Origin of the sequence: Variovorax sp. SG517 (assembly GCF_013376045.1) — a bacterium.
GTDB lineage: Bacteria > Pseudomonadota > Gammaproteobacteria > Burkholderiales > Burkholderiaceae_C > Variovorax.
Genome location: NZ_JABMJG010000005.1, coordinates 293,044 through 319,247, shown reverse-complemented (window position 1 = coordinate 319,247; position 26,204 = coordinate 293,044). Strand labels below are relative to the sequence as shown.

General features: G+C 68.6%; 25 protein-coding genes. 14 read left to right on the top strand and 11 right to left on the bottom strand.

Translation table 11 applies throughout. The features are described from left to right. Positions 1 to 7 precede the first annotated feature (7 nt). The 8 genes from FHT32_RS17405 to FHT32_RS17370 all read left to right on the top strand — a co-directional run bounded on the left by FHT32_RS17405 (position 8) and on the right by FHT32_RS17370 (position 11,306). Positions 8 to 868 (top strand): class I fructose-bisphosphate aldolase, encoded by an 861-nt coding sequence (locus FHT32_RS17405; protein ID WP_176665856.1) that lies wholly within the window; start codon positions 8 to 10, stop codon positions 866 to 868. A gap of 225 nt (positions 869 to 1,093) precedes the next feature. Then, the gene (locus FHT32_RS17400) at positions 1,094 to 5,800 is read left to right on the top strand and encodes an RICIN domain-containing protein (protein ID WP_176665855.1); all 4,707 of its coding nucleotides are present in this window, start codon (positions 1,094 to 1,096) and stop codon (positions 5,798 to 5,800) included. A 262-nt stretch (positions 5,801 to 6,062) separates the two neighbouring features. Then, entirely contained in the window at positions 6,063 to 6,302 is a 240-nt protein-coding gene (gene atpE, locus FHT32_RS17395; protein WP_176665854.1) for a F0F1 ATP synthase subunit C, read from the top strand. Positions 6,303 to 6,457: 155 nt separating this feature from the next. Then, entirely contained in the window at positions 6,458 to 7,663 is a 1,206-nt protein-coding gene (locus FHT32_RS17390) for an ABC transporter substrate-binding protein (protein WP_176665853.1), read from the top strand. Positions 7,664 to 7,791: 128 nt separating this feature from the next. Next, the gene (locus FHT32_RS17385) at positions 7,792 to 8,712 is read left to right on the top strand and encodes a branched-chain amino acid ABC transporter permease (protein ID WP_176665852.1); all 921 of its coding nucleotides are present in this window, start codon (positions 7,792 to 7,794) and stop codon (positions 8,710 to 8,712) included. Positions 8,713 to 8,869: 157 nt separating this feature from the next. Next, positions 8,870 to 9,844, top strand: a complete 975-nt coding sequence (locus FHT32_RS17380) for a branched-chain amino acid ABC transporter permease (RefSeq protein WP_176665851.1) — start codon at positions 8,870 to 8,872, stop codon at positions 9,842 to 9,844. After that, on the top strand, positions 9,841 to 10,596 hold the full coding sequence (locus FHT32_RS17375; RefSeq protein ID WP_176665850.1) for an ABC transporter ATP-binding protein: 756 nt from the start codon (positions 9,841 to 9,843) through the stop codon (positions 10,594 to 10,596). The genes FHT32_RS17380 and FHT32_RS17375 overlap by 4 nt, the downstream gene beginning before the upstream one ends. Then, positions 10,593 to 11,306, top strand: a complete 714-nt coding sequence (locus FHT32_RS17370; protein ID WP_176665849.1) for an ABC transporter ATP-binding protein — start codon at positions 10,593 to 10,595, stop codon at positions 11,304 to 11,306. Before FHT32_RS17375 ends, FHT32_RS17370 begins: the two co-directional genes overlap by 4 nt. A gap of 19 nt (positions 11,307 to 11,325) precedes the next feature. Here FHT32_RS17370 and FHT32_RS17365 read toward each other — a convergent pair whose 3' ends face one another. From FHT32_RS17365 to gtdA, 11 genes are all read right to left on the bottom strand, one after another. After that, on the bottom strand, positions 11,326 to 11,943 hold the full coding sequence (locus FHT32_RS17365; RefSeq protein ID WP_176665848.1) for a class I SAM-dependent methyltransferase: 618 nt from the start codon (positions 11,941 to 11,943) through the stop codon (positions 11,326 to 11,328). Between the two features lie 7 nt (positions 11,944 to 11,950). Beyond that, positions 11,951 to 12,664, bottom strand: coding sequence for an SDR family oxidoreductase (locus FHT32_RS17360; protein ID WP_176665847.1), 714 nt, complete (start codon positions 12,662 to 12,664; stop codon positions 11,951 to 11,953). Between the two features lie 354 nt (positions 12,665 to 13,018). Further along, positions 13,019 to 13,627, bottom strand: coding sequence for a glutathione S-transferase (locus FHT32_RS17355; RefSeq protein WP_176665846.1), 609 nt, complete (start codon positions 13,625 to 13,627; stop codon positions 13,019 to 13,021). 49 nt (positions 13,628 to 13,676) lie between these two features. Next, entirely contained in the window at positions 13,677 to 14,564 is an 888-nt protein-coding gene (locus tag FHT32_RS17350; RefSeq protein WP_176665845.1) for an acyl-CoA thioesterase II, read from the bottom strand. A 94-nt stretch (positions 14,565 to 14,658) separates the two neighbouring features. Continuing rightward, positions 14,659 to 15,372, bottom strand: a complete 714-nt coding sequence (locus tag FHT32_RS17345) for a hypothetical protein (protein WP_176665844.1) — start codon at positions 15,370 to 15,372, stop codon at positions 14,659 to 14,661. A gap of 41 nt (positions 15,373 to 15,413) precedes the next feature. Beyond that, positions 15,414 to 16,763 carry an FAD-dependent oxidoreductase gene (locus FHT32_RS17340; protein ID WP_176665843.1) on the bottom strand — a complete coding sequence of 450 codons (1,350 nt, stop codon included), beginning with the start codon at positions 16,761 to 16,763 and terminating at the stop codon, positions 15,414 to 15,416. After that, entirely contained in the window at positions 16,763 to 17,743 is a 981-nt protein-coding gene (locus FHT32_RS17335; protein ID WP_176665842.1) for a tripartite tricarboxylate transporter substrate binding protein, read from the bottom strand. Before FHT32_RS17335 ends, FHT32_RS17340 begins: the two co-directional genes overlap by 1 nt. Before the next feature lie 96 nt (positions 17,744 to 17,839). Next, positions 17,840 to 18,817 carry a tripartite tricarboxylate transporter substrate binding protein gene (locus FHT32_RS17330; protein ID WP_176665841.1) on the bottom strand — a complete coding sequence of 326 codons (978 nt, stop codon included), beginning with the start codon at positions 18,815 to 18,817 and terminating at the stop codon, positions 17,840 to 17,842. Positions 18,818 to 18,886: 69 nt separating this feature from the next. Beyond that, positions 18,887 to 20,146: a 3-hydroxybenzoate 6-monooxygenase gene (locus tag FHT32_RS17325; protein WP_176665840.1), complete on the bottom strand. Its 1,260-nt coding sequence runs from the start codon at positions 20,144 to 20,146 to the stop codon at positions 18,887 to 18,889. A 24-nt stretch (positions 20,147 to 20,170) separates the two neighbouring features. Continuing rightward, positions 20,171 to 20,875 (bottom strand): fumarylacetoacetate hydrolase family protein, encoded by a 705-nt coding sequence (locus FHT32_RS17320; protein WP_176665839.1) that lies wholly within the window; start codon positions 20,873 to 20,875, stop codon positions 20,171 to 20,173. Positions 20,876 to 20,945: 70 nt separating this feature from the next. After that, positions 20,946 to 22,007: a gentisate 1,2-dioxygenase gene (gene gtdA / locus FHT32_RS17315; protein WP_176665838.1), complete on the bottom strand. Its 1,062-nt coding sequence runs from the start codon at positions 22,005 to 22,007 to the stop codon at positions 20,946 to 20,948. A gap of 122 nt (positions 22,008 to 22,129) precedes the next feature. Here gtdA and FHT32_RS17310 point away from each other — a divergent pair, with 122 nt between their 5' ends. The 6 genes from FHT32_RS17310 (at position 22,130) to FHT32_RS17285 (ending at position 26,181) form a co-directional block, all read left to right on the top strand. Further along, on the top strand, positions 22,130 to 23,026 hold the full coding sequence (locus FHT32_RS17310; protein WP_176665837.1) for a LysR family transcriptional regulator: 897 nt from the start codon (positions 22,130 to 22,132) through the stop codon (positions 23,024 to 23,026). A 113-nt stretch (positions 23,027 to 23,139) separates the two neighbouring features. Continuing rightward, positions 23,140 to 23,589 carry an acyl-CoA thioesterase gene (locus tag FHT32_RS17305; RefSeq protein ID WP_176665836.1) on the top strand — a complete coding sequence of 150 codons (450 nt, stop codon included), beginning with the start codon at positions 23,140 to 23,142 and terminating at the stop codon, positions 23,587 to 23,589. 101 nt (positions 23,590 to 23,690) lie between these two features. Continuing rightward, the gene (locus FHT32_RS17300) at positions 23,691 to 24,167 is read left to right on the top strand and encodes a phasin family protein (protein WP_176665835.1); all 477 of its coding nucleotides are present in this window, start codon (positions 23,691 to 23,693) and stop codon (positions 24,165 to 24,167) included. Positions 24,168 to 24,292: 125 nt separating this feature from the next. Beyond that, a complete protein-coding gene (locus tag FHT32_RS17295; protein ID WP_176665834.1) occupies positions 24,293 to 24,988 on the top strand; it encodes a TetR/AcrR family transcriptional regulator in 696 nt (231 codons plus the stop codon). A 4-nt stretch (positions 24,989 to 24,992) separates the two neighbouring features. Beyond that, positions 24,993 to 25,841 carry a hypothetical protein gene (locus tag FHT32_RS17290; RefSeq protein ID WP_176665833.1) on the top strand — a complete coding sequence of 283 codons (849 nt, stop codon included), beginning with the start codon at positions 24,993 to 24,995 and terminating at the stop codon, positions 25,839 to 25,841. An 82-nt stretch (positions 25,842 to 25,923) separates the two neighbouring features. Continuing rightward, a complete protein-coding gene (locus tag FHT32_RS17285) occupies positions 25,924 to 26,181 on the top strand; it encodes an acyl-CoA-binding protein (RefSeq protein ID WP_176665832.1) in 258 nt (85 codons plus the stop codon). Positions 26,182 to 26,204 lie beyond the last annotated feature (23 nt).

The following is a 26,204-nucleotide window of genomic DNA, read 5'->3' as shown; positions in this document are numbered from 1 at the left end:
TTTCCGTATGTCGAAGGACAAGACCGCACGCCTGAACCGGCTGCTCAACAACGGGCGCTGCCTGGACATCGCGCTCGACCATGGCGTGTGCAACGAGCCCAGCTTCCTCGAAGGCCTCGAGGACATGCCCGCGGTGATGGACCGCCTCGTGGCCGCGCGCCCCGACGCGATCCAGCTCAACTACGGCCAGTCGGACCTGCTGCAGGACCGCCCGGGCCGCCCGGATCGAGCCCGGCCCGCCCTCGTGATGCGCATCGACATGGGCAACCCCTACAACGCCACGCGCCACCGCGTGATGTGGGCCGTGCTGCAGAACGAGCACGACCCGGTGCTGCCGGCAGTGCAGCAGGACGCCGCCTGCGTGGTGGTCAACCTCTTCATGCTGCCCGACGAGCCCGACCTGTTCCGCCAGTGCGTGCAGAACATCGCGCGCGTGCGCGCCGATTGCGACCGCTACGGCATGCCGCTGATGATCGAGCCGCTGGTGATGCAGGCGCCCTCGGCAGGCAGCCGCTATTCGGTGGATGGCGACGCCGAGAAGATCGTCACGCTCGTGCGCCTGGCGCGCGACATGGGCGCCGACATCGTCAAGGCCGACCCCACCACCGACCCCAAGGACTTCCACCGCGTGGTGCAGGCCGCGCGCTGCCCCGTGCTCGTGCGCGGCGGCGGCCGCGAGGACCTGCAGCAGGTGTTCGCGCGCTCGCGCGTACTGATGGACGAAGGCGCCGTCGGCATGGTGTACGGGCGCAACGTCTACCAGCACGGCAATCCGTCGGCGGTGGTGGACGCGCTGATGGCCATGATCCACCGCGGCGCCAGCGCCAAGGAGGCATGGGACATCTACGAATCGGGTGGCGCGAAATGACATGACGAAGACGCGCCCTCTCTAGGAGGAAGAAAGAAGGAAGAGAGCTCACGGCGGGCGGCGGATGCGTCGCCCGCCGGGGTGCGTCCTGCGCGCGCGTTTTCTGCCAACGCGCGCATGCGGGCAAGGAAGAGACGAGAGAGACAAGCGACAAGAGCAACACGGAGTTAGTTGGCCGAGAAGAAAACGGTTCCCCTGCGGACTTCAAACAACCTGGAGGCGACGATGAAAATCCGGTATTACTTGATGGCGTTCCTGCTGCCGTTCGTCACGCTGCTGACGCACGCGGCAATCACCGGGGTCAGTCCGATGACGACCCTGAACAACATGGCGACGGCAATGGCCGAAGCCGTGGCCGACCCGCTGCCGCTGCAGGGGCCCGGCCTGGGCAATCTCACCTACACCTCGGCCGAGCTGTTCAAGCCGGTCTCGATGATCACCAGCGCCGCGCATCCGCTGGACCCGGCGCACAGCAGCGCCTACGAGTCGCGCGAGGTGCCCGCCACCTACCCGGGCCGCAAGGACTACGGCATGAACGCCGGCATCATGGTCAACGGCTACTTCCTCACCTCCTTCGCGCCGGACAGCGGCCTCGGCCCGGGCGGCTTCCTGCTGTACGACATCTCGAACCCGCGCCAGATCAAGCTCGTGAAGAAGATCTACGAGCCCGAGGGCCGCACGCAGGAGTTCCGCGAGACGCACTCCTTCGGCACCGCCAAGATCGGCGGCAAGACCTACGTGGTGCTGCCCAGCATCAACGGCGTCGAGTTCTGGGACTTCACCGACGTCAACGACATCAAGCAGGTCAAGAAGCTCGCGCTGCCCGGCGTCAACGGCGGCGACTACGAGAACGTGGCCTGGCAGCTCTGGTGGCAGGCGCCCTACCTTTACGTGGCCTCGGCGGGCCGCGGCATCTTCATCGTCGACGCCACCGACCCCGTGAACGCGGTGGTGGCGAACCGCGGCGCCAACAAGCCCAATCCCGTGCCCACGGGCGAGCTCGGCGGCTTCCGCGTCGGCCCGATCTTCACCATCGGCAACCACATGGTGCTGACCTCGATGGACAACACCGCCGGCTTCTCCAGCCTCGACATCTCCGATCCGCTCAACCCCAAGGTGCTGGACGCCATCGGATCGAACCCCAACTACTACGCCACCTGCTTCGACGGCAAGACCCTGCACGCATCGGCGCGCGGCGGCGGCGCGAAGATGTACAGCTACGACCTGAGCGACCGCTCCAAGTTCGTGGCCGAGGACAACCGCCTCGTCATCGACGAGCAGCTCTACTGCGCCACGCAGGACAACTACGTCATCCAGGGCGCGCAGACCTACATCCACAAGGTCGACGTGAGCAACCCGCTGAACCACGTCGAGGTGGGCCGCGGCAGCATCCTGCGCGAGGACGACCCGAACTTCTCGCACTCCGACAACGGCCAGGTCGCCGCCTTCGGCAACCTGATCTTCGTGGGCAACGACCACGGCTCCGGCAGCGGCTTCGTGGTGCACCAGGTCGACCCCGACACCACCAAGCCCGAAGTGCGGCAGGTCTCGCCCGCCAACAACGCGAAGCAGCAGGCGCTGACCTCGCGCATCGGCCTGGGCATGAGCGACAACATCCGGCCCGAGAGCGTGAACTCCAACACCTTCATCGTGCGCCCGGTGGGCGGCAACACGCTGGCGGGCACCTACAGCGTGCAGCTGGGCATCATCAACTTCCACCCCGCGCAGCCGCTGCAGCCGGGCACCAGCTACGAGGTGTTCCTGCCGGCCAACGGCGTGAAGGACTATGCGGGCAACGCCATCGGCGCGGACTACAAGTCGGTGTTCCACACCGGCAACGCCGCCGAAATCGGCCTGATGCATTACTGGACGCTGGCGGGCAACCTCTCCGACCAGATCAGCGCCAACAACGGCACGCCCGCCACCGGCGACGCCTTCGAGAGCATCGGCCTGAACTTCGCGAACCGCACGGCCGGCGTGACGCTGAAGAGCGACACCGTGGCCACCGTGCTCGGCGGCAGCGCCTCGGTGAGCTTCTACATGAAGACCACGCAGGCCGGCGGCGCCAACTCCTGGACGGCACCCGGCATCTTCGGCCGCGACCAGCCCGCCGGCGCCGACGACGTGTTCTGGGGCTGGCTCGACAACGGCGGGCGCATCAAGCTCTCGGTGGGCAACGACGCCGGCACCGCCTCCACCGCGGCGGTGAACGACGGCACCTGGCACCACGTCGTGATGACGCGCGACGCCGCCTCCGGCGCGCAGGCCCTGTACGTCGACGGCGCGAAGACCACCTCCACCGGCCCCACCGGCAACAAGGGCCTGTCGAACAAGTTCGCGCTGCTGGGCCAGATCCAGGGCAACGCGGCGCTCTTCAAGGGCACGCTGGCGGAAGTGCGCGTCTACGGCCGCGTGCTGAGCGACACCGACGTGAGCACGCTGCGCAGCCAGGCCGTCATCGGCGACCCCGGCATCGGCGGCGGTCCGAAGCTGGTCAACGGCCAGCTGGTGTTCAACCCGGCCACGCTGGGCAGCAGCGGCGCGCAGTACCGCTGGAACTTCGGCGACGGCACGCAGACCGCCTACTCGAACCAGGCGAACTACAGCTACACCTACACGCGCCCCGGCCACTTCACGGTGACGCTCACGGTGAAGGACGCCAACGGCCGCGAGACCTTCTACACCTACAACCTCACGGTGATCATGCCGGTGACGCCGAATGCGCCGACACACAGCACCAACATCGCGGGCGACGCCAACTCGGTGTACTCGGTGAACCCCGACAGCGGCACGGTCGCCGCCATCGACTCGCAGAGCCTGGTCAAGCGCTGGGAAGTGCGCGTGGGCGACGAGCCGAAGACGCTGGCCGTGGGCCCCGACGGACGCATCTGGGTCACGGTGCAGGGCGAGGACAAGCTGGTGGTGCTCAACGCCGCCGACGGCAGCCTCTCGGCCACAGTGCCGCTGGCCTACGGCAGCGGCCCCTACGGCGTGGCCTTCACGCCCGACGGCACCAAGGGCCTGCTGACGATGGAAAGCAAGTCGGTGCTGATGAGCTTCAATCCGAGCAACGGCACCACCACCGGCGCGGTCGCGCTCGACGGCGCGCTGCGCGGCATCGCGGTCGAGTCGGGCTCGCAGGTGGCCTACGTCACGCGCTTCAAGTCGAAGATGACGGGCGGCCAGCTGCACAAGGTGAACCTGCAGAGCATGAGCGCCATGAGCACGATCGCGCTGCCGGTGGACACCACCACCATCGACACCGAGAACCGTGCGCGCGGCGTGGCCAACTACCTGAGCCAGGTGGTGATCTCGCCCGACGGCGCCCGTGCGGTGCTGCCCTCGAAGAAGGACAACATCGTGCGCGGCAAATTCCGCGACGGCAACAACCTGGTGCACGACCAGACGGTGCGCTCCATCCTGTCGCAGGTCAACCTGCAGACGGCGGCGGAGGTGTTCGGCGAGCAGATCGACTTCGACGACCGGGCACCTGCGCGCGCGGCGCTCTTCTCCCCCTCGGGCGACTACCTGTTCGTCGCGCAGATGGAAGGCAACCGCGTCGCCATCGTCGATCCGTACAGCCGCGCGGTGCGCGGCGAGATCAACGCCAGCAGCGCGCCGCACGGCCTGTATCTCGATGCGGTGCGCAAGCGCCTGTTCGTCAACAACTTCCTGGCGCGCTCGGTGACGGTGCACGACGTGGCGACGGTGCTGTCGTCGGAGACCAATGTGCCGACCTTCCTGCAGACCGTGTCGACGGTGGCGGCGGAACCCATGTCGGCGGCGGCGCTGCGCGGCAAGCAGGTGTTCTACAACGCGTCGGATCGCCGCATGAGCAAGGACAACTACATCTCCTGCGCGAGCTGCCACGCGGACGGCGGCGACGACGGCATGGTGTGGGACTTCACCCAGCGCGGCGAGGGCCTGCGCCGCACCATCAGCCTGCAGGGCCGGCGCGGCCTGGGCCACGGCAAGCTGCACTGGACGGCCAATTTCGACGAGGTGCAGGACTTCGAGAACGACATCCGCAACGAGTTCGGAGGCACCGGCTTCCTGACCAACGCGGACTTCGCGGCCACCTCCGACCCGCTGGGCGCGCCCAAGGCCGGCAAGAGCCCTCAGCTCGACGACCTCGCGGCCTACCTGAGCTCGCTGACCAAGTACATGCGCAGCCCGGCGCGTGCGGCGGACGGCAGCCTCAGCGTGGACGCGGCGCGCGGCCAGACCGTGTTCAACACGGCGCAGTGCGCGACCTGCCACACCGGCGCCACCTTCCGCGACGGCGTGCGGCATGACGTGGGCACGATCCAGGCCTCCTCGGGCAAGGGCCTGAACCAGCCGCTGGCGGGCGTGGGCTTCGACACGCCGACGCTGCTGGGCACCTGGAACACCACCGCGTTCTTCCACAACGGCCAGGCGGCAACGCTGCAGGACGTGCTCACGGGCGGCCACGGCAACGCCTCCAGCCTGCCGGCCAACGACGTGGTGGCGCTGCGCGAATACGTGCGCTCGCTGGACAACGACCCGACGCCGGTGGTCTCGCGCATCCGCTCGAACCACAGCAACCTGTGCGTGAACGTCAAGGGCGCATCGACCGCAAGCGGCGCGACTGTGGTGCAGTGGCCCTGCGGCAACGCCGGCAACGAGCGCTTCACCATGACGCAGACCAACGACGGCTTCGTGCAGTTCAAGGTCGAGCACAGCGGCCTGTGCCTGGCGCAGAGCGGCACCGCGACGACCAACGCCGCGGTGGTGCAGCTGGCCTGCTCGGCCGGCAACACCACGCAGTGGAGCCTGGTCGGCTCGACCCTGCGCAACCGGGCCTCGGGCTCGTGCCTGGACGTGCCGAACAACGCGACGGCGCAGGACACGGCGCTGATCACCTGGACCTGCAACGGCGGCAACAACCAGAACTGGACGCAGCTTCAGTAAACCCCCAGGCTTCGCGCACTTCGTGTCGCTGCGCCAACCCCCTTCCGGGGGCAACACCTGCGGCCCGGCGAAGCCGGCTCCGCGGTGTTCCACGAAGGAGCCGCCCGTTTTCGCGGGCGGCTTTTTTTGTTTGTCGCGCTGCATCGGCTGCGCACCAGCCATGACCTCTCACGTCATGGACCGTGCGCAGGCGCTCTGGGAAAGTACGTCCATCGAGGAAGCAACCAGTGCCTCGATTCACCAACCAACCAGGAGAAAACACATGACCGGTTTCAACATCCTTCCCCTCGCAGTGGCCCTGCTGATCGGCGTCGCCGCCCTCGGCTCGTGCCTGGGCATCGGGCTGGTCGGCCAGAAGTTCCTGGAGAGCACCGCGCGCCAGCCCGAGCTGGTCGAGACGCTGCAGACCAAGTTCTTCCTGGTGGCTGGCGTGACCGACGGCGCGTTCATCATCGCCACCGGCATCGGCCTGTGGTTCGCGACCGCCAACCCCTTCGGCTGAGCAGGAACAGGACGGCGCATTGGCACCATTCGTGCTAGCACTGTTGACACCAAATTGTTTACAGCTAAAGTATTTAGCTATCAACGGTTTGATGTCGCCGGTGCCGCATGGGGCGGTGCCGGTGCGTTGTCTGCATCCTTCCCGCCGGAGAATCCATGCGCCACCTGCCCCCGAAGTCGCCCGCGCTGCCGCGCACCCTGCTCTCGCTGCTGCTGTGCGGCTCGGCCCTCGCCACCGCGGTGTCCGCCACCGCCGCCCCCGTCAAGGTGGGCCTGGCCCTCGACATCTCCGGGCCTTTCGCGGCACTGGGCGCCGAGGCGCGCGACGGCTTCGCGCTCGGCATCAAGCAGCTGGGCGGCAAGCTCGGCGGGCAGGACGTCGAGTTCGTGCAGGCCGACATGGCCGGCAGCCCCGACCAGGCCAAGCAGCTGGTCGACCGCATGATCCAGCGCGACAAGATCGACCTCTTCAGCGGCCCCATCGGCTCCAACGTTGCGCTGGCCGTGGGCCCGACGCTCTTCAACGCCAAGGTGCCGTACCTCTCGGCCAACGCCGGCCCGAGCCAGTTCGCGGGCGCGCAGTGCAATGCCTACTTCTTCGGCACCGCCTACCAGAACGACCAGTTCCACGAGGCCGCCGGCAAGTTCGCGCAGGACCGGGCCTTCAAGAAGATCGTGCTGATCGCGCCCAACTACCCGGCCGGCAAGGACGCGCTGGGCGGCTTCAAGCGCCAGTTCAAGGGCCAGGTGGCCGACGAGCTCTACACCAAGCTCGGCCAGATCGACTACGCGGCCGAACTCGCGCAGCTGCGCGCGGCCAAGCCCGACTCGATCTACTTCTTCCTGCCCGGCGCGATGGGCATCAACTTCATCAAGCAGTTCGTGGGCGCGGGCCTGTCGAAGGACATCACGCTCGTGACCAGCGGCTTCTCGGCCGACGAGGACGTGATCGGCGCCGTGGGCGAGCCCATGCTCGGCCTGTTCAACACCTCGCACTGGGCGCACGACCTCGACAACGCCGCCAACAAGGCCTTCGTGGCCGCGTTCCGCAAGGAATACAACGGCCGCTACCCGTCGGTGTACGCGGCGCAGGCCTATGACGCGATCCTCGCGATGGACGCCGCCGTGAAGCAGGCCGGCGGCAACGCGCAGAACCGCGAAGCCGTGGTGGCCGCGCTGAAGAAGGCCAACTACGCATCGACGCGCGGCAGCTTCAAGTACGCGAACAACCACTATCCCATCGAGAACTTCTACCTGCGCGTGATCGGCAAGGACGCGCAGGGCAAGGTCACGAACAAGCTGATCAACACGGTGCTGACCAACTACGGCGACTCCTACGCCGACAAGTGCGGGCTCAAGTAGCTCGCCCCCAGGCTTCGCGCACTTCGTGCCGCTTCTCCTACCCCCTGCCGGGGGCGACACCCGTGGCCCGGCAAAGCCGGTTCCTCGGTGTCTCCCGAATGAATGCGGGCAACTCTCCTGATGGTTCTATGAGTGGAATTCTTGTTCTCGAGCAGCTGCTCAACGGCCTCGGCTACGGGCTGATGCTGTTCCTGCTGGCTGCGGGGCTCACGCTGGTGTTCGGCATCATGGATGTGCTGAACCTCGCGCACGGCTCGCTCTTCATGGCTGGCGCCTACGTGGCGGCCGAGGCGCACACGCGCACCGGCTCGTTCGCGGCGGCGATCGTCATCGCGGTGGCGGTCACGGTGGTGGTGGCGCTGCTGCTCGAGGTGCTGCTGATGCGGCGGCTCTACACACGCGACCATCTCGCGCAGGTGCTCGCCACCTTCGGCGTGATCCTGGTGGCCGACGACATCGTGAAGATGGCCTGGGGCCCCTCGCCGGTGATGGCGCCGACGCCCGCCGCGCTCTCGGGCCCGATCGACCTCGTGGATGGCCTGCCCTACCCGGCCTATCGCCTCGTGATCCTCGTCGGTGGCCTGCTGGTGGCGCTGGCGCTGTACCTGCTGGTGAACCACACGCGCATCGGCATGCGGGTGCGCGCAGGCGCCTCCGACCGGCCCATGGCCGAGCTGATGGGCGTGCGCGTGGGCCGCATCTTCAACGGCGTGTTCCTGCTCGGCGCGGCGCTGGCCGCGCTGGCGGGCGCGCTGATGGGGCCGATCGTCGCGGTGCAGGTCGGCATGGGCGAGGCCATCCTGATCCCGGCGCTGGTGGTGCTGGTGATCGGCGGCATCGGTTCGGTGCGCGGCGCCTTCGTGGCCGCACTGCTCGTGGGCGTGGTCGACACCGTGGGCCGCGCCTTCGTGCCGATGCTGCTGCGCGCCACGCTGCCGCCTGCAACCGCGGCCGACCTGGGCCCGCTGTTCGCCGAGGTCGCGATGTACGCGCTGATGGTGGTCGTCCTCATCTTCCGGCCCTCCGGGCTCTTCTCGGCACGCGCATGAGTTCGCCCCCAGTCTTCGCGCACTTCGTGTCGCTTCGCCAACCCCCTCTCCGGGGACAACACCAGCGGCCCGGCGAAGCCGGTTCCGCGGTGTTTCCCGAACGGGCTTCGCTTCACTCGCCAACGACCCGGCACCTCTCGCACGCGTGCATGCAGCCATGAAAAAGCCCATCTTCATTTGCCTGGTACTGCTTGTGCTGGCAGCGTTCCCGCTGGTGGCGCCGCTGTTCGGGCTCGAGTTCTACATCGGCTTCGTGCGGCGCGTGCTCGTCGTGGCGCTGGCGGCCGCGAGCCTCAACTTCATCCTCGGCTTCGGCGGCATGGTGGCGCTGGGGCATGCGGGCTTCATCGGCGTGGGGGCGTACACGGTGGTGGCGCTCAGCGACGCGGGCGTGATGTCGGGCTGGCTCATGTGGCCCGCTGCGGCGCTGGTGGCCGGCATCGTCGCCGCGCTGATCGGCACGGTGGCGCTGCGCACGCGCGGCGTGTACTTCATCATGACCACGCTGGCCTTCGCGCAGATGCTGTACTTCGTGGTGGTGTCGCTGCGCCGCTATGGCGGCGACGACGGCTACACGCTGATGTCGCGGCCCACGCTGCTGCCCGGGCTGGACCTGGGCAGCGAAGCGAACTTCTACTGGGTGGTGCTGGCCATCGTGGCGCTCGCGCTGTGGTGGCTGCACCGCGCGACGCGCTCGCGCTTCGGCCATGCGCTGATGGGCATCCGCGACAACGAGACGCGCATGCGGGCGCTGGGCTATCCGGTGTTCCGGCTGCAGCTGGTGGCCTTCGCCATCGCGGGCGCCATCGCGGGGCTGGCCGGCGCCTTGCTCGCGGGCGGCAACGGCTTCGTGAGCCCGGCGACGATGCACTGGACGCAGTCGGCCACGCTGCTGGTGATGGTGGTCATCGGCGGGCTCGGGCGCAGCTGGGGCGGGCCGGTGGGCGCCGTCGTCTGGCTGGTGCTCGAGGAGGCCCTGAAGCAGCACACGGAGCATTGGCACATGCCGCTGGGGCTGTTGCTGATCGCCGTGGCGCTGTGGGCGCCTAAAGGCCTTGCCGCCCTGTACAGGCGACGCCTGCCCCTCACCCCGACCCTCTCCCTGCAGGGGCCAGGGAGCAAAGCACCATGAGCCTTTTCAGAATCGAAGGGTTGGTCAAGCGCTTCGGCGGACTGCTGGCGACCGACCATGTGAGCCTCACCGTGGAGCGCGGCGAAGTGCATGCGCTGATCGGGCCGAACGGCGCCGGCAAGACCACGCTGGTGAACCTGATCACCGGCCTGCTGAAGGCCGATGCCGGCCGCATCCTGCTCGACGAGGCCGATATCACCAGGCTGAAGGACCACCAGCGCGTGGCCGCCGGCATGTCGCGCTGCTTCCAGGTGACGCGCGTGTTCCCGAAGGAGACCGTGCACGACAACCTGATGCTCGCAGCGCAGGCCCATGCAGGCAGCAGCCTGCGCTTCATGGCGCCGCGCGCGAAGGAGCGCGACCTTGTCGATCGCGCGATGGCGCTGGCCGACCGCGTCGGCCTCGGCGCCGAGCGCGCACGCATCGCGGGCACTCTGCCGCACGGCGCGCAGCGTGCGCTCGACGTGGCGCTGGCGCTCGCGGCCGAACCCAAGCTTCTGCTGCTCGACGAGCCGATGGCCGGCATGGGCCCCGATGAATCGGCGCGCATGGTGGAACTCATCGAATCGCTGCGCGCGTCGATGGCCATCCTGCTGATCGAACACGACATGGACGCGGTGTTCCGCTTGGCCAACCGGCTCACGGTGCTGGTGCAGGGCAAGGTGCTGATGAGCGGCACGGCCGACGAAGTGCGGGGACACCCTGACGTGCAGGCCGTCTACCTAGGCACCGAAGCGGAAGGGCACGCATGACGACGACATTGCTCGAAGCGAAATCCATCGAAGCCGGCTACGGCGCAAGCCAGGTGCTGTTCGGCATCGACCTCGACATCCGCCCCGGCGAAGTGCTCGCGCTGCTCGGTCGCAACGGCATGGGCAAGAGCACCCTTCTGAAGGTGCTGACGGGCACGCTCCCGCCCATGCGCGGCAGCGTGCACTTCGGCGGCGCCGCCATCGGTGGCCACAAGCCCGACGCCATCGCGCGGCGCGGCGTGGCCATCGTGCCCGAGGGGCGACACGTGTTTCCGAACCTCAGCGTCGACGAGCACCTGCGCGCCTTCGCGAGGCCGCGTCCGGGCAGCGCGCCACGCTGGACCCTGGAGGCGCTCTACGGCCTGTTCCCCCGCCTGTCCGAACGCAAGGCCAACGCCGGCAACCAGCTATCGGGCGGCGAGCAGCAGATGCTGGCCATCGCACGCGCGCTGTCGACGCACCCACGCCTGCTGATCCTCGACGAAGCCACCGAAGGCCTGGCCCCTGTTATCCGCGAGGAGATATGGAATTGCATCGCCACGCTCAAGGCGGAGGGCGAGGCGATCCTGGTGGTCGACAAGTACGTGCAGCGCCTGCTGCCGCTGGCCAACCGCCATGTGATCCTCGAACGCGGACGCGTGGTTTGGCAGGGCGACTCGGCAGCGCTGGATGCCGACCGGTCGCTGTGGACGCGTTACCTGGGCGTGTAGAAGAAGATTCGCCGCCGGTTCACCGCTGCTGCGGCCGGCGCGCCAGGAAGTAGACCCAGGCCTCGTCGTTGCGGCCGACGCGCTCCATCTCCCAGCAGGGATGCAGCCCGGCCGCCACGAGCGCCGCGGCGAACCGGTCCTTCTCCCAGCACACGGTGTGGTAGTCGCCGTTCTTCTCGCCTTCGCCGACGCGCATGGACACCAGGAAGACGCCGCCGGGCCTGAGCGCATCGAACACCTTGTGCAGCACCGCGGCGACCTGCGCGCGATCGACGTGGATCAGCACGCACATCGCGAGGACCGCGTCGTAGGGCCCGCCCAGCGCATCGGTGACGACGTCGAGCAGCTCGCCCTTCTTGCCCCGCTGTGCCTGCAGATCGAGAAATGCCTGCGCAGCATCGGTGCGACGGACCACGCCGCCCAGGGACTCGACGAAGTCGGCATCCCGCCCCGGACCGGAGCCGATCTCGAGCACGCTGCCGCCGGCGGGCACGTACTCCATCATCCGCCGCATCGAATCCGCGATCTCGGGCTGCAGCGGGTGCTCCGCCACGATCGCGTTGTACTCGCGGGCATGCGCGTCGTAGGACTGGATGGTGCGGCGCGCGTTGTCCAGCGCCTGTGCGGGGATCTTCATGGAGGCCTCACACCGATCGCGTGATGCCGCCGTCCACGCGCAGGTTCTGTCCTGTGATGTAGCCAGCGCCTTCCGACGCGAGAAAGCCGATGACGGCCGCGATCTCGCTGCTCTTGCCGTAGCGGCCCATTGGGATGCGGGAACGGAACTCGGCCTTCTCGGGCAGGCTGTCGATGAAGCCGGGCAGCACGTTATTCATGCGCACGTTCTTCGCCGCATAGGTGTCGGCGAAGAGCTTGGTGAAGGCCGCAAGACCCGCGCGGAACACGCCCGAGGTGGGGAACACGGGGTCGGGCTCGAAGGCCGCGAAGGTGGAGATGTTGATGATCGCGCCGCCGCCCTGCTGCACCATCAGCGGCGCGACCAGCCGCGCCGGGCGCACCGCGCTCAGCAGGTACACGTCCATGCCGCGGTGCCAGTCCTCGTCGGTGATGTCGAGGATGGGCGCGCGCGGCCCGTGCCCTGCACTGTTGACCAGCACGTCGACGCGGCCCCACTGGGCCACGACCTTGTCGACTAGGCGCTTGATGTCGTCGTTCGACTGGTTGGAGCCGGTCACGCCGATGCCGTCGAGCTCGGCGGCCAGTGCCTCGCCCTTGCCCGAGGACGAGAGGATGGCCACGCGGAAGCCGTCGTCCGCGAGCTTGCGTGCCGCGGCGGCGCCCATGCCGCTGCCGCCCGCCGTGACGATGGCTACTTTCTTGTTTTCTTCGGAAGACATGCTTGGTTCCTTGGTTCGTTCATGCGGAGCCTCGCATTTAGCCAAGGAATCGCTTCCGTTGCCAAGCGGGGATTTGCATTCCGGTTCGGGCGCGTGCGAATGGCACCGAGTACTCCCCTCCGCGAATGTCCCCCGGGCCTGCGGCCCTCCTCCTTTATTTCGCTGCGGGGAGCGCCCGGTGCCATTCGCACATGGACGCTCTGCTCATGCCGGCGGTTCGACCGCAGTGCCCATCGATCACGCCGATGGGGTGCCTTGCGCAGCGAAATAAAGGAGGAGGCCGCAGGCCGGGGGACATTCGCGGAGCAAGGTACCCCGTCGGCGTGATTGCGCCCGAAAGGAATCGAACGGAAATTAGGCTACAGGCAAGGTCGCCTGCATCGAAGCCCGCTGGTTGAACGCCTTGAACCACTTCGCGCTGTTCGGCGCCTCGGCGCGCCACTCCACGGAAGGAAAGCGGAAGTCCATGTAGCCCAGCGCGCAGCCGAAGGCGATGGTGCCGATGTCGACGCGGTCGCCGAAGGAAGGCGCGGCGGCCTCCAGCCACTCGAGGCCGGTGCGCACCTTGGCGAGCTGGCCGTCGGTCCAGTCGGTCCAGCGCAGCTCCTCGGGGCGCAGCACGTTCTCGTAGCGTGCGAGCAATGCGGCGCCGGTCATGCCGTCGGCCAGCGCGAGTTCGGTGAGGCGCGCCCAGCGTTCATTGCCGTCCGCGGGAAAGAGCTTGCCCGACTGCGCGGCGTTCAGGTACTCGCAGATCACGCGGCTGTCGAACAGCACCTGGCCGTCGTCGGTGATGAAGGTGGGCACCTGGCCGAGCGGGTTCTTCGGGATGATGGTGGCGTCGCGCTTCACCGGGCCGGCCGCGCTGGGCAGCTTCTCGATGCGGTCGGCGATGCCGAGCTCGTGGGCAACGACCATGCATTTGCGCACGAAGGGGGAAGCGGGGGAAAAGAAGATCTGCATGGTGCGATGTCCCGGGGTTGGTTGTTTGCTTGCTTGCTCGCTTGCCTGCTTATTTGCGCCGGATGCGCAGCATGCCCTCTTGCGCCGCCGAGGCCACGAGCCGGCCATCACGCGAGTAGAGGCTGCCGCGGCACAGGCCGCGCGCGCCGCCCGCGCTGGGCGAGTCGAGCACGTACAGCAGCCAGTCGTCCATGCGGAAGTCGCGGTGGAACCACATCGCGTGGTCGAGGCTGGCCGGGCGCACCTGACCGCTCATGAAGCTCAGGCCATGGGGCAGCATCGCGGCGCGCAGCAGGCCGTGGTCGGAGGCGTACGCCAGCAGCGCGCGATGCACCATCGGGTCGTCGGGCAGCGGCGCGATGGCGCGCATCCAGATGGCGCTCTGCGCCGAGGTCGGGCGCGGCAGCGGGGCCATCAGGTCCTCGGGATCGACGCGGCGGTACTCGATGCCGTGCGGCTGGATCGCCTTGGTGCGCCACGGCTCCGGCAGGCGGTCGCCCAGGGCGATGCGCTGGTCGAGCTCGCTGATCAGGCCCTCGGGTCCGGCCACCTTGGGCATGTCGAACTGGTGCTCGACGCCCTCGTCCACGGTCTGGAACGAGGCGGACATTTCGAAAATGATGCGCTCCTGCTGGCGCGCCACCACGTGGCGGGTGGTGAAGCTGCGGCCGTCGCGCACGCGGTCGACGCTGTACTCGATGGGCGCATGCTCGCCCGGCAGCAGGAAGTAGGCGTGCATCGAATGCACCGGCCGCTCGGCGCCCACGGTGAGGCTCGCGGCCATCAGCGACTGGCCCAGCACCTGGCCGCCGAACACGGCGGGCGTGCCGATGTCCTCGCTCTGGGCCAGGAAGCGGTCGCCGCCCAGCGGCTCGAGCTGCATGAGCGCGACGAGTTCGTTGACGAGGCGGGAGGCGGTGGCGGGATCGGTGGTCATCGGGAAGGGAGGCAAAACTGTCGAAAAGAGGCAGCCCTCGACCATAGCAAAGCCCGCGCCCGCAGGCTGTCGCGGGCCTGTCAGCAGCCGCCCGCTACTTGTAGAAGCACACGCCCATGAGGCGGGCGCGGCAGCCGTAGTCCGTGCCGCCCTGCACCACGCGCACCGGCACGCCGGACAGCAGCAGCGAGCCGTCGTCGGCATACACCAGCGGCGAAGGCGCGGCCTTGCTGAAGGGGGCGCTGAGCGTTTCCTGCTCGACGTAGCCCAGGTACTGCCGCCGGGAGAAGTCGACCGTGTCGGCCGACTTCAGCGGCACCGCCGCATAGCGCTTGCCGTAGACGGTGCCGAAGTAGCGCAGCGACGGCCCTGGCCGGTCGCCGTATTTCGCGTCGGTCCTGGCGAAGCCGGTCTGGATCAGGAAGGACCTCTCTTCGGGCGTCAGGTCGGCATCGAAGGCCATCAGCACGTACTGGCCCTCGAAGCTCTGGTTGCGCGCCACCTTGAACTCGCCCAGCAGCGCGGGCGTGACCTTGGTGCGCCCTTCCCAGCGCAGCAGCGCCGCCACGGAGGGATCGCCGTCGAACACGTAGTGGTAGTTCTCGCCGGCGATGGCGACCTTGCGGCCGTCCTTGGCCGCCAGGAAGCTCAGCAGCCGGTCCTTGCCGTGCACCGGCTCGCCTTCGGGCGTACTGGCGCAGCCGGCCAGCGAGAGGCCGATGGCGGCGCAGGACAGCGCCAGGAGGGTGCGGCGCGCGGGTGTCGACAGCGAGGGGAAGTGCACGTTTCGTCCGGGGTTCGAGTTCATCAAGCCCCGGACTCTAGCGCCATCCCGCACGCTGCGCGCGCTCAGCGGTCGAGGTCGACGCCGTCGGCGGCGAGCTTTTTCTGCAGCGCCGGGATGTCGACCGCGGCGAACGCGGCCGCGCCCAGCGACGCCGCCGCCGTGCCCGCGGCCTGCCCCATGACGAAGCAGCCGCCGCTCGCGCGCGCGGCCGACTGGCCCTCGTGCGTCATCGACGCGCAGCGCCCGGCCACCAGCAGGTTGTCCAGCGTCTGCGGCACCAGCATGCGCCAGGGCAGGTGGTTGTAGGCGTTGTCTTCGTCGCGCGGGAAGGCCCACTCGATGCGGCCGTCCGCGTGCATCTCCATCGGCCAGGCATTGAGGCCTATGTTGTCGTCGAACTTCGCAGAGCCCAGGATGTCCTCGCGACCGAGCGCATACAGGCCCTGGATGCGCCGCGTCTCGCGGATGCCGACCTGCGGTGCGATCTCGACGATGGCCGATTGCGCGAAGCCCGGCACCTCGGCCTTCAGGAACCTGAAGTACTCGCTGATCTGGCGGCGGCCTTCGAGCTCGCCTTCGGAGAGTTCGCGCGCATCGACGCCGTTCATCGCGCGGCCCTGCGAATTGCGGATCTGCGTGACGTTGGCGCGCCACTCGCGCGGGTCCTTGTTGGGACGCAGGATCGCACCCTCGCGCGGGAACCTGTAGACGCCGGGCTTGTGCTGCTCGGCGCGCGCCATGAAGTCGTTGATGGCCTTGAACTCGCCCACCGCCTCCAGCGCGGCCGGCGCGTCGACCTGGCCGATGCGGAACATGGTGGTGGGAAAGAGCCCGCTGCCGTGGCCGTCGCCCACCTCGAAGGGCACGCCCGCGAAGGCGGCCACGTCGGCGTCGCCGCTGGCGTCGATGAAGGCGTTGGCGCGGATCGCCTGGCGGCCCGACTTGGTCTCCACGACCAGCGCCGCGATGCGCTTGCCGTCGAGCACCACGGCCGCCGCCAGCGCGTGGAACAGCAGCTTCACGCCCGCGTCGCCCAGCAGCTGGTCGGCGGCGAGCTTGTAGGCCGAGGTGTCGTACGAGCGCACGCAGATGCGCCCGCCCATGCCGTTCTGCGGCTGGTTCATGCCGTTGAGCGCGGCGATGCGGTCGATGAGCTCGTCGACCACGCCGCGCACCAGCTGCGTCATCTCGCCCTTGCGCTTGCCGTACAGGCCCGCGAAGTTGGTGACGCCGCCTGCGGTGCCCATGCCGCCGAGGAAGCCGTAGCGCTCCACCAGCAGTGTGTTGGCGCCGTGGCGCGCGGCACTCACGGCGGCCGCAATGCCGGCGGGGCCGCCGCCGACCACCACCACGTCGTATTCGCCGAACACCGGCAGCGCGCGCGCCGGTTCGCTCAATGTCTGGACTGCCATCACTGCAACTTGATACCGCGGGCCGAGATGATCTTGGTCATGATCGCGGCCTCTTCATTGACGCGCGTGCGCATGCCGTCCGGCGAAGTGCCCACGGCCTGCCAGCCCTGCTCGAAGAGCTTGCGGCGCACGTCGGGGTTCTTCATCACGATCTCGAGCTCGCGGCTGATGCGCGCCTGCGCCACCTTCGAGAGGTTGGCCGGCCCCAGCAGCGCCACCCACACCTCGAGGTTGAAGTCCTTCACGCCGGCATCGGCGAGCGGCGGGATCTCGGGCACCAGCGCGCTGCGGCCGCCCGTGAGGCCGATGGCCTTGAGCTTGCCGGCCTTGATCTGCGGCATGGCCACGCCCGGCGGGATCAGGCCCATCTGCACCTGGTCGCCCAGCATCGCGGTGATGACCTGCGGGTTGCCCTGGTAGGGCACGTGCTCGGGCTTGAAGCCGGGCACGCGGGTCTTGAGCAGCTCCATGCCCAGGTGGCCGACGGAGCCGATGCCCACCGAGCCGTAGTTCCACTTGTCGCCGGCCTTGCGGCCTTCGTCGAAGAATCCGGCGCCCGAGGGCAGGTTGTTCTGCGCCACCAGCACCAGCGGCGCGGTCGCGATCAGCGAGAGGTACGTGAAGTCCTTGGCCGGGTCGTAGGGCAGCTTGGGATACAGCATCTTCGACGACGTGAGGTTGCCGTTGATGACGAGCCCCAGCGTGTGATCGTCAGTGGCCTTGGCCACCTGGTCGGCCGCGATGTTGCCGGATGCGCCGGCCTTGTTGTCGACCACCACCGGCTGGCCCAGCGCCTTCGCCAGCGGCTCGGCGATGGTGCGCGCGGCGATGTCGGGCGTGGAGCCGCCCGGGAAGCCCACGAGCAGGCGGATCGGCTTGGTCGGCCAGGCGGCGTTGTCTGCGTTGGCGCTCAGCGGCAGCATGGCGGCGGCGGTGGCCAGGCCGCAGGCGATCAAAAGGGCTCTCTTGGTGGCGTGCATGGAGAAAAAGTGTGAAAAAGTCGTCAAAAAACCAAAGAGGGCCAGCTTAACTGCCGCGCAAGACGGCGGGCAAGACCGAAGTCCGGCGTGCCCTCGCTATTCGAGGCTGATGTTGCCCCTGCGCACCAGCTCGCCGTACACCTTCGACTTGGCCTCGGCATTGCGCTCGATTTCCTCGGGCGACCATGCGAGCGGCTCGAAGGCGAAGGTATCGAAGCGGGCGCGGATCTCGGGGTCGGCGATGACCTTGGCCACGTCGGCATTGATCTTCGCCTTGATGGCCGCCGGCACGCCCTTGGGCGCGAGCAGCGACACGAAGGAGTTCACCTCCAGCGATGCAGGTCCGCCGGCTTCGGCCATGGTCGGCACGTCGGGCATCTGCGGGATGCGCTTGGTGGCCGCCACCGCGATGTAGCGCAGCTTGCCGGCCTTGTAGATGCCCTGGCTCGACGGGATGCTCGCGAAGGCCCACGGCACCTCGCCGGTGCCCACGTTGGAATAGAGCTGCGACACCTCGCGGTACGGCGCGTGGCGCATGTGGATGCCGGTGAGCGCCTCCAGCTGCTGCGCGCCCAGGTGGCCAGGGCTGCCCACGCCCCAGGAGCCGTAGACGATGCCGTCGGGGTTGGCCTTGGCCGCGGCGATCAGGTTGCCCATGTTCTTCCACTTCGAATCGGTGCCCACGGCCACGAAGAAGGGCGTGCGAAAGAGCGAGGCCACCGGGTCGAAATGCTGCAGCGTCACGAAGTTGCGCGACTTGTACAGGTGCGGCAGCGCGGCGATGTGTTCGCTGTCGAGTTGCAGCAGCGTGTAGCCGTCGGGCGCACCGCGGCGGGCCTGGTCGATGGCGATGAAGCCGCCGCCGCCCGGCCGGTTGTCGATGACCACGCGCTGGTTCCACAGGCGCGAGAGCTTGTCGGAGACGAGGCGCAGCACCGCGTCGGGGCCGCTGCCGGCGGCGAAGGGCGTGACCAGGGTCACGGGCTTGCTGGGGTAGTCGGAAGCCTGGGCCAGTGCCCCGGTGGTGGCCGTCAGGGCCAGCAGGCCCGTCAACAGTGCGCGCGAAAAGTTCATCTCTCTTGTCTCCTGGGCGTGGACCTGAATGGTCGCCTCTGTGGTTGTGAATGCTGAAGGAAAACTGCCTCAATGCCGCGAAAGCACTGCCGCGGCTTCGGTGACCGCCGAAGGACGCAGCGACTCGGGCGCATCGTCCAGGCAGCGCTCGGGCCGCCAGGCGTAGAGCCACTCGACCGCATCGTAGAAGCGTTCGGGCGTGCGGCCCGGCCACAGGCTGTTGCGCACCAGGCGCTCCACGCCCTTGGCATGGTAGAGGCGCCCCATCTCGCGCACCGACAGCACCACACGCGCCGTGCGGGCGACGCGCGCCGCCTCGTAGAGCCTGAAGGCAGCGGGCATGTCGAAGCCGCAGGTCTTCACCGCCTCGCCGAGCGTCACGGCGTCTTCCAGCGCCATGCACGCGCCCTGCGCGAGGTACTGCATCATCGGATGGGCCGCGTCGCCCAGCAGCGTGGCGGCGCCTTCGCTCCAGCGCTCGACCGGGTCGCGGTCGGCGGTGCTCCAGCGGCGCCACGAGGTCGGGCGGTCGAGCAGCTGGCGCGGGCGCGCATGCACGCCCTCGAAGTACGAGAGCACTTCTTCCTTGCTGCCGTCGGTCACGCCCCACTCTTCCTTGTCTCGGCTGTGGAAGGTGACGACCAGGTTGTACTGCTCGCCATGGCGCAGCGGGTAGTGCACCAGGTGGCAATTCGGGCCTGCCCAGACCACGGGCGCGTTCCAGCGCAGGTCCGCGGGCATGTCGGCCGCGGGCACCACGGCGCGGTACACCACGTGGCCCGACACGCGCGGCGCGTCGCCGATGAGCTTGCTGCGCACCACCGACTTCACGCCGTCGCAGCCGACGATGGCGTCGGCCTTGAAGCTGCGGCCGTCGCGCGTTGTTGCGGTGACGCCCTGCCCGCCCAGGTCGATGGATTCCACCTGCGCGGAGGTGTGGAAGCGGATCAGCGGATGCTGCTTCACCGCCTCGTGGATCGCGCCGTGCAGGTCGGCGCGGTGGCTCACCGCATACGGATTCCTGAAGCGCGCGCGGAAGGCCTCGCCCACCGGCACCGAGGCCACTTCGCTGCAGTCGACCGCGTCCATCATCACCAGCCGGTCGGTGAACACCGAGCCCCGGCGCACTGCCTCGCCCACGCCCAGCGCGTCGAGCGCCGCGAAGGCATTGGGACCGAGCTGCAGTCCGGCGCCGATCTCGCCGATGGCGGCGCTCTGCTCGAGCAGGTCGATGGAAACACCCAGGCGCGCGAGCGCCAGCGCGGCGGCCATGCCGCCGATGCCGCCGCCGACCAGCAGCACGGTGGGAGGGTTCTTCGATGGAGTCATTGCGGGCCCGTGCGGTGAAGAAGATCAGTCGATTTGCACAGTCAGCGACGGCAGGCGTTCGATGCTCACCTTGATGGTCTGGCCCGGCTTCACCGCGCCCACGCCCTCGGGCGTGCCGGTGAAGATCAGGTCGCCGGGCTGCAGCGTGAAGAGCGTCGAGAGATTGGCGATGACTTCGTTCACCGACCAGATCAGGTGCGTGATGTCGCTCTTCTGGCGCACTTCGCCGTCGACCTCGAGCACGATGGCGCCGGCGTTGATCTCGCCCACGTCGGCCAGCGTGCGCAGCGGCGCGACGGGCGCGGAGAAGTCGAAGGCCTTGCCGATCTCCCACGGGCGGCCCTGCTCGCGCATCTTCATCTGCAGGTCGCGGCGGGTCATGTCCAGGCCCACGGCGTAGCTGTGGATGTGGCTGGCGGCCTGCTCGACCGGGATGTTGGCGCCGCCCTTGCCGATGGCGACCACCAGCTCGGCCTCGTAGTGGTAGTTGCTGGTGAGCGGCGGATAGGGAATGGAGGCGCCCTTGCCGTCGAGCACCGGCACCACCGAGGCGTCGTCGTTCGGCTTGCAGAAGAAGAAGGGCGGCTCTCGGTCGGGGTCGAAGCCCATCTCGCGCGCATGGGCGGCGTAGTTGCGGCCCACGCAGTAGACGCGGCGCACGGGGAACTGCTGGTCGGAGCCGGCGATGGGCAGGCCGACGATGGAAGGAGGCGTGAAGACGAAGGACATGGAAGGCTCCTGCCGCTCGGGGCGGCACACGGTCAGAAAGAAAAAAGAATCGGAACTGCGCGCCCGGGCTTCAGGCGTCTTCGAGGAAGGCTTCGCGCAGGATGCCCATGGCCTGCTGCACGGGGCGGTCGGAGAAGCTGAAGAGCACGGCGTCTTCGCTTGGCGACGACAGCTTCAGCGTCGCCCACGAGGGCACGACGAAGGTATCGCGCGGGCCGAAGCCGAAGCGCTGGCCGGCGATCTCGGCCGTGCCGTGGCCCTCGACCACGCTGTACACCGCGCCGTCGGTCGCGCGGTGCGCCTTGCCCGCGAAGCCCTTGGGCAGCAGCTGCAGGTTGGTGGCGATGGTCGGCATCGGCGAGCCGCCGGTCAGCGGGTTGATGTAGCGCAGCTTGTGGCCCAGCCAGGCGTCGGGCGCTTCCTGCTTCTGCAGCTGCGCCAGCGCCTCGCGGCTGCGCGCATAGGGGTAGTTGAAGATCGGCGAGGTGGCCGATGCGTGGTCGTGCCGCACCGGCACCATGTTGTGGCCGAATCGCGCGAGGCTGTTGCCCTCGGGGCGCGAGACGTGCTGCACCTTGGAGTCGTCGTTCTCGGCGAAGCCGGCGTCGAAGAAGCGCAGCATGGGGATGTCGAGGCCGTCCAGCCACACCACCGGCTCCACGCTGCCGCCGATGCCCTCGTTGCCATGGTCGTGCCAGGCCCACGAGGGCGTGATGATGAAGTCGCCCGGGTACATGGTGGTGCGCTCGCCGCCCACCGTGGTGTACGCCCCCTTGCCGTCGACGATGAAGCGCAGCGCCGACTGCACGTGGCGGTGCGAGGGCGCGACCTCGCCCGGCATGATGAGCTGCAGCCCCGCGTAGAGCGACTGCGTGATCGACGAGTTGCCGGGCAGCGCCGGGTTCTCGAGCACCAGCACGCGGCGCACGGCCTCCTCGGCGGTGATGAGGTCGGCCGACTCCATCAGCAGCGGGCGGATCTCGTCGTAGCGCCACAGGGCGGGCACGCACGGCGTCTGCGGCTCGCGCGGCACCAGCGCGTGCAGCGATTCCCACAGCGGCGTGAGGTGCAGCGGGCGGATGCGGTCGTAGTAGTCGCGGCGCTCGGCCGCATTCGAGGGGGCGGGTTTCATGGGGCGGTTGTCTCCGTTGGCGGCATTGTTGGCCCGCACCACTATTTCTTCAAGACCGACAGCCAATACACGGAATTCGAAATTTCGATAATGGTGCCTTTCGCCGTAAGCAGGAGGCTCGCATGTCGAAGCTCGATCTCGAATGGCTCGCCGTGTTCGACGAGGTCTACAAGACCGGCAACGTCTCGAAGGCGGCCGAGCGGCTGGGCATGGCGCAGGCCGCGGCCAGCACCGCGCTGAACAAGCTGCGCGCGCACTTCGACGACCGCCTGTTCACCCGCACCGCGCAGGGCATGCAGCCCACGCCGCACGCCGAGCGCATCTACCCGAACCTGCGCGAGGCGCTGGCCCAGATCGCGCAGGCGCAGGGCAACCGCAGCAGCTTCGATCCGGCGCAGGCGCAGCGGCGCTTCCGCATCTGCATGACCGACATCAGCGAGGTGGTGCTGCTGCCCGGCCTGCTCGACCACCTGCGGCAGGCGGCGCCGGGAGTGCACATCGAGACGGAGATCATCTCCACGCTCAGCGGCCGCCGGCTGCAGGACGGCGAGGTCGACCTGGCCGTGGGCTTCATGCCGCAGCTGGACGCGGGCTTCTACCAGCAGACGCTCTTCATGCAGAACTTCGTGTGCCTCGCGGCCAGGAACCATCCGCGCATCGGCACGAAGCTCACGCGCAAGCGCTTCGAGGCCGAGGCGCATGCGGTGGTGTCGACATCGGGCACGGGGCACGCCATCGTCGACACCACGCTCGCGCGGCTGGGGCTGAAGCGCAACGTGGTGGTGCGGCTGTCGAGCTTCTTGAGCGTGGCACGAATCGTGGCGCAGACCGAGTTGCTGGTGGTGGTGCCGCGCATCCTGGGCAAGGTGCTGGCCACGCAGGAGCCGGTGAAGCTGCTGGAGCCGCCCTTCGCGCTGTCGGACTACGCGGTGAAGCAGCACTGGCACGAGCGCTTCCATGCCGATCCGGGCAATGCCTGGCTGCGGCGCACGCTGGCGCAGCTGTTCAGCGGCAGCTAGCCGAGCGTGCGCGCCGGGGCGACCGGCGGCCACCACGGGCCGATGCCCGCTCGCATAATCGCGGCTCCCCACTCCATAGTCACAGCCACATTCACCACCAAAGGCGGCCTCCCATGTCCTCGATCACCCTGCGTTTTCTCGCCGAGCCCAGCACCGTCAACTTCGGCGGCAAGGTCCACGGCGGCACCGTCATGAAGTGGATCGACGAGGCCGGCTACGCCTGCGCGACCAGCTGGGCCAAGCGCTACTGCGTCACCGCCTTCATCGGCAGCATCCGCTTCCACCGGCCGATCATGATCGGCGACCTCGTCGAGGTGGAGGCCCGCCTCGCCTACACCGGCAATACCAGCATGAACATCTCGGTCGAGGTGCGCAGCGGCGACATGAAGGGCGGCGCGATGGAAAAGACCACCGAATGCCTGATCGTGTTCGTCTCGGTCGATTCGCACGGCCGTCCGCTGCCGGTCGTGCCGTACGTGCCCGGCACGCCTGGCGAAATGGCGCTGGCCGAGCGCGCCAAGACGCATCTGGACGCAAGCCGCGCCGCCGGCAACACGCCCTGAGCCCGCCCGGGGAGCTTCGCCCCATAGACGCGAAGCTCTAATGAAGAGCGCGCCGGGCGGCTAGAGTCAAGCGATCGTTTGCACGCAAAGGAAGAAATCGCATGGCTACCCAGGACGACGACAGCAACGGCAAGGCCGCCGACCGCATCAAGGATTCCGCCCAGCAGATCTGGCTCGCCGGCCTCGGTGCCTTCGCCAAGATGCAGCAGGAAGGCAGCAAGGCCTTCGAGGCGTTGGTCAAGGACGGCGCCGGCATGCAGAAGAAGACCCAGCAGGCCGCCGAGGAAACCCTGGCCCAGGCCCAGCAGCGCATGGCGGGCTTCGCCAGCGAGTTCGGCACCAAGGCCGCCGGCCAGTGGGGCAAGCTGGAGAACATCTTCGAGGAGCGCGTGGCGCGCGCGATGAAGAAGCTCGGCGCACCGAGCGCCGCCGACATGGCCGCGCTGCAGGCGCGCGTGGAGGCCCTCGAGGCCCAGCTGAAGAAATCGCAGCAGGCCGCCGCGCCCCGCAAGACCACCGCCCGCAAGACGGCCGCGCCCGCGGCCAAGAAGACCCTGCGCCGCAGCAAGGCGGGCTGAGCGGCCCGCATTGCGGCGCTGCACAAGAAAATCGGCGCCGCAAAACATGTCCCGCACCGTCCATGGTGCGGTGCACATACGCTAGAGTGCTCCCAAGAGATCACGAGACATCCGGGGGCACCAGCATGGCAAAGAAGGCGCCACGCCGAACAGCGCAACGCATCCTCGAAGCCGCATTGGATCTGTTCAACCGCTTCGGGGAGCCGAACGTCTCGACCACGCTCGTGGCGGGCGAACTCAACATCAGCCCGGGCAACCTGTACTACCACTACCCGGCCAAGGAAGAGCTGATCAACAAGCTCTACGAGGCCTACGAGGCCGAACTCGACGAACTGCTGCACGCCAGCGAGGGCGTGCACGACGTGGAGGACGCGTGGTTCTTCATGCACAGCCTGTTCGAGCTGATCTGGCGCTACCGCTTTCTCTACCGCGACCTCAACGACCTGCTCAGCAAGAACCGCCGGCTGGAGACCCAGTTCCAGCTGGTGCTGAAGAACAAGGCGCGCGCCATCCGCCAGCTGATCGCCGGCCTGAGCCGCGCCGGCCACCTGGAAATCGACGTGCACGAGGTCGACACGCTCGCGCAGAGCATGGTGGTGGTGCTGACCTACTGGCTGAGCTACGAATACGTGCGCAACCCGCGCGAGGCGCTGGAGCCCGGGCATGCGCAGGGCGCGCTGATGCGCGGCGGGCTCCATGCCCTGCACCTGCTCGCGCCCTACCTCGGCCCGGAACAGCGGCGGCACCTGCTGGCGCTGGGCAATGCCTACAACGGCGAAGACTCCGGCGCTGCGGCCACTCCTGTCGACATGGCGGTCTAGAACCATGCCCCATTCCGATTTCAAACCGCTTTCGCTGATGTCCGCCGGTGCGGCCAACGGAAACCCCGGCGCCGGCACCGAACCCTGGACCTCCCTGCCCTGGACCGACGTCCCCCGCTACGACGCGCGCAGCGTGCTGCCCCACTGGCCGCGCCTGCACGCCGGCCACGAGCTGCCGCCGCCGGCCGAGGGCTCGGCGCTCGCCGAAGGCTGGGCGCTGTACCACAGCGGCGAGTTCGAACGCGCCGCCGCCATCGGGCTGCAGCATGGCGCCGAGGGCATGGCGCTGGCCAACCAGGCGACCGCGATCTACGCCAACTACCTGGAGCCGCGCGAATCGGTGCGGCTCGCGATGTTCCGGCAGGTGATCGAGCGCGCGGGCGCGCAGGCGGCCGCCGAGCCGGACAACTGCCAGGCGCTCTACTGGCAGTCGTATGCGCTGGGCCGCTACAGCCAGGGCATCAGCGTCGCGCGCGCGCTGGCGCAGGGCCTGGGCAGCAAGCTCAAGGGCGCGCTCGAGCGGGTGATCGAACTGCAGCCGCGGCACGCCGACGCGCATCTCGCGCTGGCCTCCTTCCACGCCGAGGTGATCGACAAGGTGGGCGCGCTGGTCGGGCGCATGACCTACGGCGTGCGCTCAGAAACCTCGATCGAGCTGTTCGAGCGCGGGCTCGAGCTGCATCCCCATTCGGCCGCCGGACTGATGGAGTACGCCCGCGCGCAGTTGATGCTGCACGGCGAGGCCCGCATGGCCGAGGCGACGCGGCTCTACGAGAAGGCGGCGGCGCTCAAGCCGGCGGACGCGCGGGAGCGGCTGGACGTGGAGCTGGCGCGGGCCGGATTGCGGGACTGAACAGTATCGGCGGGGTATCGGTACGACCGTGTACCGCAGGATTTAAGATGCGGGCTTTCCGCTTCACATCCCCCAGACCGCCATGTCAGATCTCAACGCCCAGTTCGAAGCCGCCCAGGCCAACTCCAAGCTGCTCGCCGAGCGCCCCGACAACCCGACGCTGCTGAAGATCTACGCCCTGTTCAAGCAGGCCACCGACGGCGACAACACCGCCAAGAAGCCCAGCTTCAGCGACATCGTCGCGCGCGCCAAGTGGGACGCATGGACGGCCCAGAAGGGCCTGAGCGCCGACGAGGCCAAGCAGAAGTACATCGACCTGATCGAATCGCTGCGCGGCTGACCGCCCGGCCGGCCACCGGGCCG

Excerpts from the sequence above, each read along its gene's own strand:
- FHT32_RS17380 (WP_176665851.1), top strand. The coding sequence starts at position 8,870 with ATGAAAAAGCCCATCTTCATTTGCCTGGTACTGCTTGTGCTGGCAGCG.
- FHT32_RS17290 (WP_176665833.1), top strand. The coding sequence starts at position 24,993 with ATGCCCCATTCCGATTTCAAACCGCTTTCGCTGATGTCCGCCGGTGCG.
- FHT32_RS17305 (WP_176665836.1), top strand. The coding sequence starts at position 23,140 with ATGTCCTCGATCACCCTGCGTTTTCTCGCCGAGCCCAGCACCGTCAAC.
- FHT32_RS17385 (WP_176665852.1), top strand. The coding sequence starts at position 7,792 with ATGAGTGGAATTCTTGTTCTCGAGCAGCTGCTCAACGGCCTCGGCTAC.
- FHT32_RS17400 (WP_176665855.1), top strand. The coding sequence starts at position 1,094 with ATGAAAATCCGGTATTACTTGATGGCGTTCCTGCTGCCGTTCGTCACG.
- FHT32_RS17325 (WP_176665840.1), bottom strand. The coding sequence starts at position 20,146 with ATGACTCCATCGAAGAACCCTCCCACCGTGCTGCTGGTCGGCGGCGGC.
- FHT32_RS17310 (WP_176665837.1), top strand. The coding sequence starts at position 22,130 with ATGTCGAAGCTCGATCTCGAATGGCTCGCCGTGTTCGACGAGGTCTAC.
- FHT32_RS17295 (WP_176665834.1), top strand. The coding sequence starts at position 24,293 with ATGGCAAAGAAGGCGCCACGCCGAACAGCGCAACGCATCCTCGAAGCC.
- FHT32_RS17345 (WP_176665844.1), bottom strand. The coding sequence starts at position 15,372 with ATGAACTCGAACCCCGGACGAAACGTGCACTTCCCCTCGCTGTCGACA.
- FHT32_RS17350 (WP_176665845.1), bottom strand. The coding sequence starts at position 14,564 with ATGACCACCGATCCCGCCACCGCCTCCCGCCTCGTCAACGAACTCGTC.
- FHT32_RS17370 (WP_176665849.1), top strand. The coding sequence starts at position 10,593 with ATGACGACGACATTGCTCGAAGCGAAATCCATCGAAGCCGGCTACGGC.
- gtdA (WP_176665838.1), bottom strand. The coding sequence starts at position 22,007 with ATGAAACCCGCCCCCTCGAATGCGGCCGAGCGCCGCGACTACTACGAC.
- FHT32_RS17335 (WP_176665842.1), bottom strand. The coding sequence starts at position 17,743 with ATGCACGCCACCAAGAGAGCCCTTTTGATCGCCTGCGGCCTGGCCACC.
- FHT32_RS17320 (WP_176665839.1), bottom strand. The coding sequence starts at position 20,875 with ATGTCCTTCGTCTTCACGCCTCCTTCCATCGTCGGCCTGCCCATCGCC.
- atpE (WP_176665854.1), top strand. The coding sequence starts at position 6,063 with ATGACCGGTTTCAACATCCTTCCCCTCGCAGTGGCCCTGCTGATCGGC.
- FHT32_RS17340 (WP_176665843.1), bottom strand. The coding sequence starts at position 16,763 with ATGGCAGTCCAGACATTGAGCGAACCGGCGCGCGCGCTGCCGGTGTTC.
- FHT32_RS17360 (WP_176665847.1), bottom strand. The coding sequence starts at position 12,664 with ATGTCTTCCGAAGAAAACAAGAAAGTAGCCATCGTCACGGCGGGCGGC.
- FHT32_RS17365 (WP_176665848.1), bottom strand. The coding sequence starts at position 11,943 with ATGAAGATCCCCGCACAGGCGCTGGACAACGCGCGCCGCACCATCCAG.
- FHT32_RS17285 (WP_176665832.1), top strand. The coding sequence starts at position 25,924 with ATGTCAGATCTCAACGCCCAGTTCGAAGCCGCCCAGGCCAACTCCAAG.
- FHT32_RS17355 (WP_176665846.1), bottom strand. The coding sequence starts at position 13,627 with ATGCAGATCTTCTTTTCCCCCGCTTCCCCCTTCGTGCGCAAATGCATG.
- FHT32_RS17390 (WP_176665853.1), top strand. The coding sequence starts at position 6,458 with ATGCGCCACCTGCCCCCGAAGTCGCCCGCGCTGCCGCGCACCCTGCTC.
- FHT32_RS17375 (WP_176665850.1), top strand. The coding sequence starts at position 9,841 with ATGAGCCTTTTCAGAATCGAAGGGTTGGTCAAGCGCTTCGGCGGACTG.
- FHT32_RS17300 (WP_176665835.1), top strand. The coding sequence starts at position 23,691 with ATGGCTACCCAGGACGACGACAGCAACGGCAAGGCCGCCGACCGCATC.
- FHT32_RS17405 (WP_176665856.1), top strand. The coding sequence starts at position 8 with ATGTCGAAGGACAAGACCGCACGCCTGAACCGGCTGCTCAACAACGGG.
- FHT32_RS17330 (WP_176665841.1), bottom strand. The coding sequence starts at position 18,817 with ATGAACTTTTCGCGCGCACTGTTGACGGGCCTGCTGGCCCTGACGGCC.